Source organism: Tsukamurella sp. NPDC003166 (assembly GCF_040611135.1).
Lineage (GTDB): Bacteria > Actinomycetota > Actinomycetes > Mycobacteriales > Mycobacteriaceae > Tsukamurella.
On sequence record NZ_JBEXNL010000016.1, the window covers coordinates 103281 to 110283 of the forward strand.

At 69.6% G+C, this 7003-nt stretch carries 10 protein-coding genes; 5 read left to right on the top strand and 5 right to left on the bottom strand.

Going from position 1 to position 7003, the window contains the following annotated elements:
• Nucleotides 1-17 precede the first annotated feature (17 nt).
• The 3 genes from ABZX10_RS17565 to ABZX10_RS17575 are packed head-to-tail and all read left to right on the top strand — an operon-like array spanning nucleotide 18 to nucleotide 1785.
• Nucleotides 18-620, top strand: coding sequence for a hypothetical protein (locus ABZX10_RS17565; RefSeq protein ID WP_355542555.1), 603 nt, complete (start codon nucleotides 18-20; stop codon nucleotides 618-620).
• A complete protein-coding gene (locus ABZX10_RS17570; protein ID WP_355542558.1) occupies nucleotides 620-1204 on the top strand; it encodes a hypothetical protein in 585 nt (194 codons plus the stop codon). The genes ABZX10_RS17565 and ABZX10_RS17570 overlap by 1 nt, the downstream gene beginning before the upstream one ends.
• Complete coding sequence (locus ABZX10_RS17575; protein WP_355542561.1) at nucleotides 1201-1785, top strand: hypothetical protein; 585 nt, start codon at nucleotides 1201-1203, stop codon at nucleotides 1783-1785. Before ABZX10_RS17570 ends, ABZX10_RS17575 begins: the two co-directional genes overlap by 4 nt.
• Nucleotides 1786-1810: 25 nt before the next feature.
• Here ABZX10_RS17575 and ABZX10_RS17580 read toward each other — a convergent pair whose 3' ends face one another.
• Genes ABZX10_RS17580 through ABZX10_RS17595 form a run of 4 tightly spaced genes read right to left on the bottom strand, consistent with a single transcriptional unit; the run spans nucleotide 1811 to nucleotide 5999 of the window.
• Nucleotides 1811-3781 (bottom strand): ribonuclease J, encoded by a 1971-nt coding sequence (locus ABZX10_RS17580; RefSeq protein ID WP_355542564.1) that lies wholly within the window; start codon nucleotides 3779-3781, stop codon nucleotides 1811-1813.
• 3 nt (nucleotides 3782-3784) lie between these two features.
• Nucleotides 3785-4678 (bottom strand): 4-hydroxy-tetrahydrodipicolinate synthase, encoded by an 894-nt coding sequence (gene dapA / locus ABZX10_RS17585; protein ID WP_355542567.1) that lies wholly within the window; start codon nucleotides 4676-4678, stop codon nucleotides 3785-3787.
• Between the two features lie 43 nt (nucleotides 4679-4721).
• On the bottom strand, nucleotides 4722-5192 hold the full coding sequence (locus ABZX10_RS17590; protein WP_355542570.1) for a dihydrofolate reductase: 471 nt from the start codon (nucleotides 5190-5192) through the stop codon (nucleotides 4722-4724).
• Nucleotides 5193-5999 (bottom strand): thymidylate synthase, encoded by an 807-nt coding sequence (locus tag ABZX10_RS17595; RefSeq protein ID WP_355542603.1) that lies wholly within the window; start codon nucleotides 5997-5999, stop codon nucleotides 5193-5195.
• Between the two features lie 68 nt (nucleotides 6000-6067).
• On the opposite strand from ABZX10_RS17595, the gene ABZX10_RS17600 reads away from it, so the two are divergent.
• Together ABZX10_RS17600 and ABZX10_RS17605 are read left to right on the top strand one after the other, a co-directional pair.
• Nucleotides 6068-6307, top strand: coding sequence for a type II toxin-antitoxin system prevent-host-death family antitoxin (locus ABZX10_RS17600; RefSeq protein WP_355542573.1), 240 nt, complete (start codon nucleotides 6068-6070; stop codon nucleotides 6305-6307).
• Complete coding sequence (locus ABZX10_RS17605) at nucleotides 6304-6702, top strand: PIN domain-containing protein (RefSeq protein WP_355542576.1); 399 nt, start codon at nucleotides 6304-6306, stop codon at nucleotides 6700-6702. The genes ABZX10_RS17600 and ABZX10_RS17605 overlap by 4 nt, the downstream gene beginning before the upstream one ends.
• Before the next feature lie 11 nt (nucleotides 6703-6713).
• On the opposite strand, the gene ABZX10_RS17610 is transcribed toward ABZX10_RS17605, so the two are convergent.
• The coding region (locus ABZX10_RS17610; protein ID WP_355542579.1) for an HNH endonuclease signature motif containing protein at nucleotides 6714-7003 on the bottom strand (290 nt) is incomplete at its 5' end.

Here is a 7003-nt window from a genome sequence, read left to right on the forward strand (position 1 = left end):
TGTCGTATACTTCGCGCATGATTGCGAAGACCACGCAGACGTCCACCCGTACGCGGTTCGCCTCGGCGACCGTGATCCTCGCCACCGTCGCCGCGGGCGTGACACTCGCCGCCCCGGCGGCCTCCGCCGCACCGGCGAACAGCGACCTGGTGCTGACGCAGGCGCAGTTCCCGGCCGGCTCCACCGACTACCGCGCCGGCCGGCTCCGTGGTAGCGCCATCAACATCAAGGCCGGCGCTCCCCGGCCGTGCGTCGACGCCGCGAACCGGCTCAACGCCGCGACCGCGACCGCGCAGAACGCGGGCGCAGCCGCGCGCAACGGCTACTCCTCGATGGTCAGCATCGTCATCTCGCCGATGCAGGGCGGGCTGTGGCGCTCGATGGCGCAGGCCTGCTCCGGCCGCGTCGCCGAGCTCGCCGTCCCCGGCGACCTCACCCGTTACAACCCCGCGGTCATCACGTACGGCGGCACGACGAACTCGACCATCGAGGGCGCCGCCGACGTGAACGGCCACACCGTCAACGTCCTCGTCCGCGGCATGTCCGACACCCCGGCCAACGCCGGCAAGTTCTGGCAGGTGTTCCGCGCGCAGATCCAGAAGGTGCAGGCGGCCGGCTGATGCGCGTCCGTCACGTTCTGGTGGGTACGACGGTGACCCTTCTCGCCGTCGCCGGTCTTCCGGCGGTCGCGCAGGCGGCGCCGGTCGACCCGGCCCGAGCGATCCTGTCCGCGGCCGAGTTCCCGGCGGGTACGACCGGGTACGCCGTGGAGCACGAGACGATCCGGACGACCGACGACGTCAACGGGCCGACGCGCACCGAGTGTGACCGCCGGCTCGTCGCCGCCGCGAAGAAGATCGACGGCGCCCCCGCCACGACCGCGAAAGTCACCCGAGGGTCCGTGGGCGTCGAGTCGGCGGTCGTGGGACGTTCGTTCACCGCGGAGGTCACCTCGCTCACGACCGCCTGTGATGCCGAGTCCGACACCCGCATCCGATCCGTCGTACTCCCCGCACCGCAGGACCTCGCCCGCTTCCGCACCTTCGTCCTGCAGTACGCGGGGAACTCCTTCCAGGGCTGGGTGGACGTCCGCGGTGCGACGGTGACCGTCGACGTCTCGAGCCGCGGCAGCGCGGCCGCCGATCGGGACCTGTTCTGGCAAGTTTTGCGCGCTCAGGTCGCCAAGGTGGAGCGGCAACCATGATCGCCCGACGGTCCGCCGCCGCGGGCGCGCTCGCTCTGGCGATGGCCGGCGCCGTCCCGGCACTGAGTACCGCTGCCCCGGTCGACTCGGCCCGGGCGATCCTTTCCGCGGCCGAGTTCCCCGTCGGCAATGACGCGTCGTACCGGGTCACGCACACCGTCAATCGCGCGCCGGCCAGGACCTCGGGTCTCACCACCGACGGCTGCGAACTCGCCGGCGTGCGGATGATGAGCGCCGCGGCGGGATCGCGGTCCACCGAGGCGATGGCGTTCCAGGGCAAGACATACGCGTCAGTCGAGGTCACCGATCGAGCCCTCGTGTCCCCGATCCGCGCGGTGATGGACGCCTGCCGAACCACCCCGAACGCCGACGTGCCGGTACTGATCGGCACACCCGCGGAGTTCACCCGCTATCGACTGATCGCCGGCACGGCGTCACACGGCGAGGAGCTGAACGGCTGGGCCGAGGTCCGTGGAGTCACCGTCCAGGTGGTGGTGGATGCGAGCCCGAATCCCCCTGACTACGAAACGTTCTGGCGACTGTTCCGCGCACAGATCGCCAAGATCGAGAGACAGCCCTGAACATCAGCGTCATTCGACGCGCTCGCTACTCCCCCACCACCATCACGGTCGGCACGATCATCGGCCGGCGGCGGTAGGCCTTGTCGACCCAGCGACCCACGGCCCGTCGGACGCCCTGGGCGATCCGGTGGGCCTCCTTGACGCCCTCGGCTGCCAGGTCGGCGAGCACGTCCTCGACGAGCTGCTCCGCCTCCTTGAGCGCGGTCGGATCGTCGGAGAAACCGCGGCCCGACACTTCGGGCTTGCTGACGGCGTTGCCCTCCTTGTCGATGGCGACGCTGATCGCGATGAAGCCACCCTCGCCCAGGACCAGCCGGTCGGACAGCGTGGACTCGCCCACATCGCCCACGGAGTTGCCGTCCACGTACACGTGACCGACGGGCACCTGGCCGACGATCTTGGCCACACCGTCCACCAGGTCCACCACGACGCCGTCCTCGGCGAGCATGATCCGGTCCTTCGGCACGCCGGTGGCCTCGGCGAGCGCGGCGTTGGCGCGCAGGTGCCGCCACTCGCCGTGCACCGGCATGGCGTTGCGCGGGCGCACCGCGTTGTACAGGTACAGCAGCTCACCGGCGCTGGCGTGGCCGGACACGTGGACCTTGGCGTTCTGCTGGGTGATCACCTTGGCGCCCAGCTTCGACAGCCCGTTGACCACGGCGAACACCGAGTTCTCGTTGCCCGGGATGAGGGAGCTGGCGAGCACGATCAGGTCGTTCGGCGAGATCGTGATGTTGCGGTGCTCGCTGCGGGCCATCCGCGACAGCGCCGCGAGCGGCTCGCCCTGCGAACCGGTGGAGATGAGCACGACCCGGTCGTCGGGCAGCGACGCGGCGGTGTCGAGGTCCACCTCGACGCCCTCCGGCAGATGCATGTAACCGAGCTCCTGCGCGAGCGCCATGTTCCGGACCATCGAGCGGCCGACGAACGCGATCCGCCGGTTGTGCGCGACGGCGACCTCGGCGATCTGCTGGATGCGGTGGACGTGCGAAGCGAAGGACGCCACGATCACGCGGCCCTTGGCGCGGCCGATCACGTTGTCCAGCACGGGGCCGATCTCCCGCTCCGGGGTGACGAAGCCCGGCACCTCGGCGTTGGTCGAGTCGACGAGGAACAGGTCGACGCCGGCGTCGCCGAGCCGAGAGAATCCCGCGAGGTCGGTGAGGCGGCCGTCGAGCGGCAGCTGGTCGAGCTTGATGTCGCCGGTGTGCAGCGCCACCTGGCCGCCGGCGTGGATCGCGACGGCGATCGCGTCGGGGATCGAGTGGTTGACCGCGAAGTACTCGCACTCGAAGGGGCCGTGGCTCGTCGACTCGCCCTCGCGGACCTCGACCAGCTTGGGCCGCAGGCGGTGCTCGTCGCACTTGGCCTTGACCAGTGCCAGGGTGAATTTCGCGCCGACCACAGGGATGTCGGGACGCAGGCGCAGGAGGAAGGGCACGGCACCGATGTGGTCCTCGTGGCCGTGCGTGAGCACGATCGCCTCGACGTCCTTGATCCGGTCCTCGATGTACCGGAAATCCGGGAGGATCAGGTCGACGCCCGGCTGCTGGTCCTCGGGGAAGAGCACGCCGCAGTCCACGATGAGCAGCTTGCCGTCGTACTCGAAGACAGTCATGTTGCGACCGATCTCCTTGATGCCGCCGAGCGCGACGATCCGCATGCCGCCCTTGGGGAGCTTGGGCGGGGCGCCCAACCGTTCCGCGGGCGCCGACGGTGCCTTCTGCCGCTCGTTGCCGCGCCGCCCACCGCCGCGGCGACCGCCGCCGCCCTTCGCCGCTGCCTTCTGCGGCTGCTGAGCGGGGGCCTTCGTCGCCCCCTCGGAGGCCTGGGCCGCGGGCGCCTGCGCCGCCGGGGCCTGGGCCGCCGGGGCCTCGTCCTCGACGACGACGCGCGCCGCCGAGGTGACGATCACCGGCTTGGGCTCGGCAGGCGGACCCGCCTGCCGGGTGGCCTTACGGCCCCGTCGGGCTCCGCCTGCTGCACCGTCGGTCATTGTTTAGAGCACCCCCGCTTGGGTCAGTAGCGCTGCGAGCCGGTCGCGCTGTTCACCGGTGGGCGGCACCTGCGGCAGGCGCGGCACCCCCATATCAAGGCCCTGCAGGGCCAGTGCCGCCTTCGAGAAGGTCACGCCGCCGAGGCCGGCCATGGCCTCGTAGACGGGCCCGAGGGCGGCGTTGATGTCCTTGGCGCGGGCGTTGTCGCCCGCGAAGTAGGCGTCGCGCATCGCGCGCAGCTGCGGCGCGACGACGTGCCCGATGACGGAGACGAAGCCCAGTGCACCCACCGACAGCCAGGGCAGATTCAGCGGGTCGTCGCCGGAGAGGAACTGGAGGTCGGTCTCGGCGATGAGCCGCGCGCCGGCGCCCAGGTCGCCCTTCGCGTCCTTCACGCCGATGATGTTCTTGTGCTCGGACAGCTTCCGCAGCGTGTCGGTCTCGATCGCGACCACCGAGCGCGGCGGGATGTCGTAGAGCAGCACGGGCAGGTCGGTCGCGTCGGCCACCGTGGTGAAGTGCGCGAGCAGGCCGGCCTGCGGCGGACGGGAGTAGTACGGGGTCACCACGAGGAGTCCGTGCGCGCCGGCCTCGGCGGCGTCGCGCGCGAAGACGGCGGACTCGTCGGTGTCGTACGTGCCGACGCCCGCGGTGATCCTCACGCGGTCGCCGACGGCCTCGATGACCGCCTTGAGGAACTGGATCTTCTCCCACGGCTGCGTGGTGGGCGACTCGCCGGTGGTGCCCGCGACGATCAGCCCGTCGCAGCCCTGATCGGCCAGGTGCGACGCCAGCTTCTGCCCTGCCTCGAGGTCGAGCGTGCCGTCGGCCTTGAACGGGGTCACCATCGCCACGGAGATCGTGCCGAACGGGGTGGTGGGCGGTGTCGCACTCATAAGTGTCAAGGCTACCCACCCGGCCGCGGAAAGCTGCTATTGGCTAGTGGTTGCGCCGGTAGGTCAGGTGCCGGTACCGCAGTCCCGACGATGACTCGCTCCACGCCGGCTCGTCGTCGAGCGCGAATCCCTCCGGGACCGACGGTGCCGTCGTGTCCCCCTCGATCGTGGCGTCGACCTCGGTGACCGCCAGAACATCCGCGAGCGGCAGTGCGGCGGTGTAGATCTCGCCGCCGCCGATCACCCACACGTCGCCGTCCGGCAGGGTGAGATCGTGCTGGACCACCGCACCGTCGGCGGAGAAAGACCGGTCCCGAGTGACGACGATGTTGGTGCGGCCCGGGAGGGGCCGGAACCGCGGTGGGAGCGAGTCCCACGTGCGGCGCCCCATGAGGACCGTGGCGCCCGAGGTGGTCTCGCGGAAGAACTTCATGTCCTCCGGGATGTGCCACGGGATCCCGCCGTTCGCGCCGATCACTCCCCCGCGTGCCTGCGCCCAGATGAGGCCGATCATCTACACGGCCACCGGGGCCTTGATGGCGGGATGGTGCACATAGTCGTGGACCGTGATGTCGCCGTACTCGTAGTCGAAGATGCTGGGCCGCTCCGCGAGTTCGAGCCGCGGGTACGGGTACGGCTCGCGGCTCAGCTGCTCGGTGACCTGCTCGACGTGGTTGTCGTAGATGTGGCAGTCACCACCGGTCCAGACGAAGTCGCCCGGCTCGAGGCCGACCTGCGCGGCGACCATGTGCGTGAGCAGCGCGTAGCTGGCGATGTTGAAGGGCACGCCGAGGAACAGGTCGGCGCTGCGCTGGTAGAGCTGGCAGCTGAGCTTCCCGTCGGCCGCGTAGAACTGGAAGAAGGCGTGGCACGGCGGTAGCGCCATGTTCTCGATCTCCGCGACGTTCCACGCGGAGACGATGTTGCGCCGGCTGGACGGGTTGGTCCGGAGCGTCTCGATCGCCTGACTGATCTGGTCGATGTACTCGCCGTTCGGGGTGGGCCAGCTGCGCCACTGCACGCCGTAGACGGGTCCGAGCTCTCCCTCCGGCGATGCCCACTCGTCCCAGATCGTGACGCCGTTGTCCTGCAGCCACTTCACGTTCGAATCCCCACGCAGGAACCACAACAGCTCGTACGCGATGGACTTCATATGCACCCGCTTGGTGGTCAGCAGCGGGAAGCCCTGGGAAAGGTCGTACCGGATCTGGCGCCCGAAAACGCTGCGCGTCCCGGTGCCGGTGCGGTCCGGGCGGTGCGTGCCGTTCTCCATCACGTCGCGGAGCAGGTCTTCATAGGGCGTCGCGATCACGGGTCCCAGTGTATGCGGCCCCACCGACAAGTTCCGGGACCCACAGCACGGAATCAGATAATCAGATACGCTGAGGCATGAAGGTCATCAACGCCACCACTGCCTCTCGGCGGTTCTCCGACCTCCTCGATGCGGTCGAGCGAGGCGAGTCGATCACCGTGGCACGCGGCGGACGAGTGATCGCCGAGATCTCGCCGGCACGGCAGCGCACCGGTCGGGATCTTCGCGCAGCACTCGCGGCGCTCCCCCCTTTGGATAAGGACTTCGAGACCGACATCGCAGACGCGATCGGCTTCTTGGAGAACGACGCCCTGTGAGGCAACTTCTGTTCGACACGAAAATGCTGATCGCGTACGAACGCGGCACGATCGACGCGACGCGGTACGACGAAGACGACATCGCCATCGGCGCGATCACACTGGCCGAGTTCCGAGTCGGAATCGAACTCGCGGATACCGCCGAGCGAGCCGCGGCGCGGTCTGCGAAGCTCGCAGCACTTGAAGAGCAGATCGAGGTCCTCGAGTACACGCCTGGTACGGCAGCGGCGCACGCGCGGCTGATCGCGCACACGAAGCGGAGTGGCACGCCGCGGGGCGCCTACGACCTCATCATCGCTGCGCACGCAGCGGAGTCCGGGCGGAGAATCGTCAGCACCGACAGCGCGGCACGATTCGGCGACCTCCCCGGGGTCGACACGCAGAATCCCGAGTAGCGGCCAGGCGACTACGCCGCTTGGTTCGGTGCGGTGGATCGGTGCACATGTCCGGTGGGGGTTCGGGTTTCGACGGTGTGCCGCCCGGATTCATTGTCAACGGTTGCGCTGCGCCAACCGGGTGCCTCCTTGGCGTAGTTGCACGCCGCGCACAGCCCCTGCCCGTTGCTGAAACTCGTTGCTCCGCCTTTCGCGTGTGGGGTGATGTGGTCGGTGTGCGCGATCGGCGCGTCGCAGTACGGGGTGCGGCAGTACCGGTCCCGCACCCGGATCACCTCCGCCAGCCCGTCGGGGAACAGGC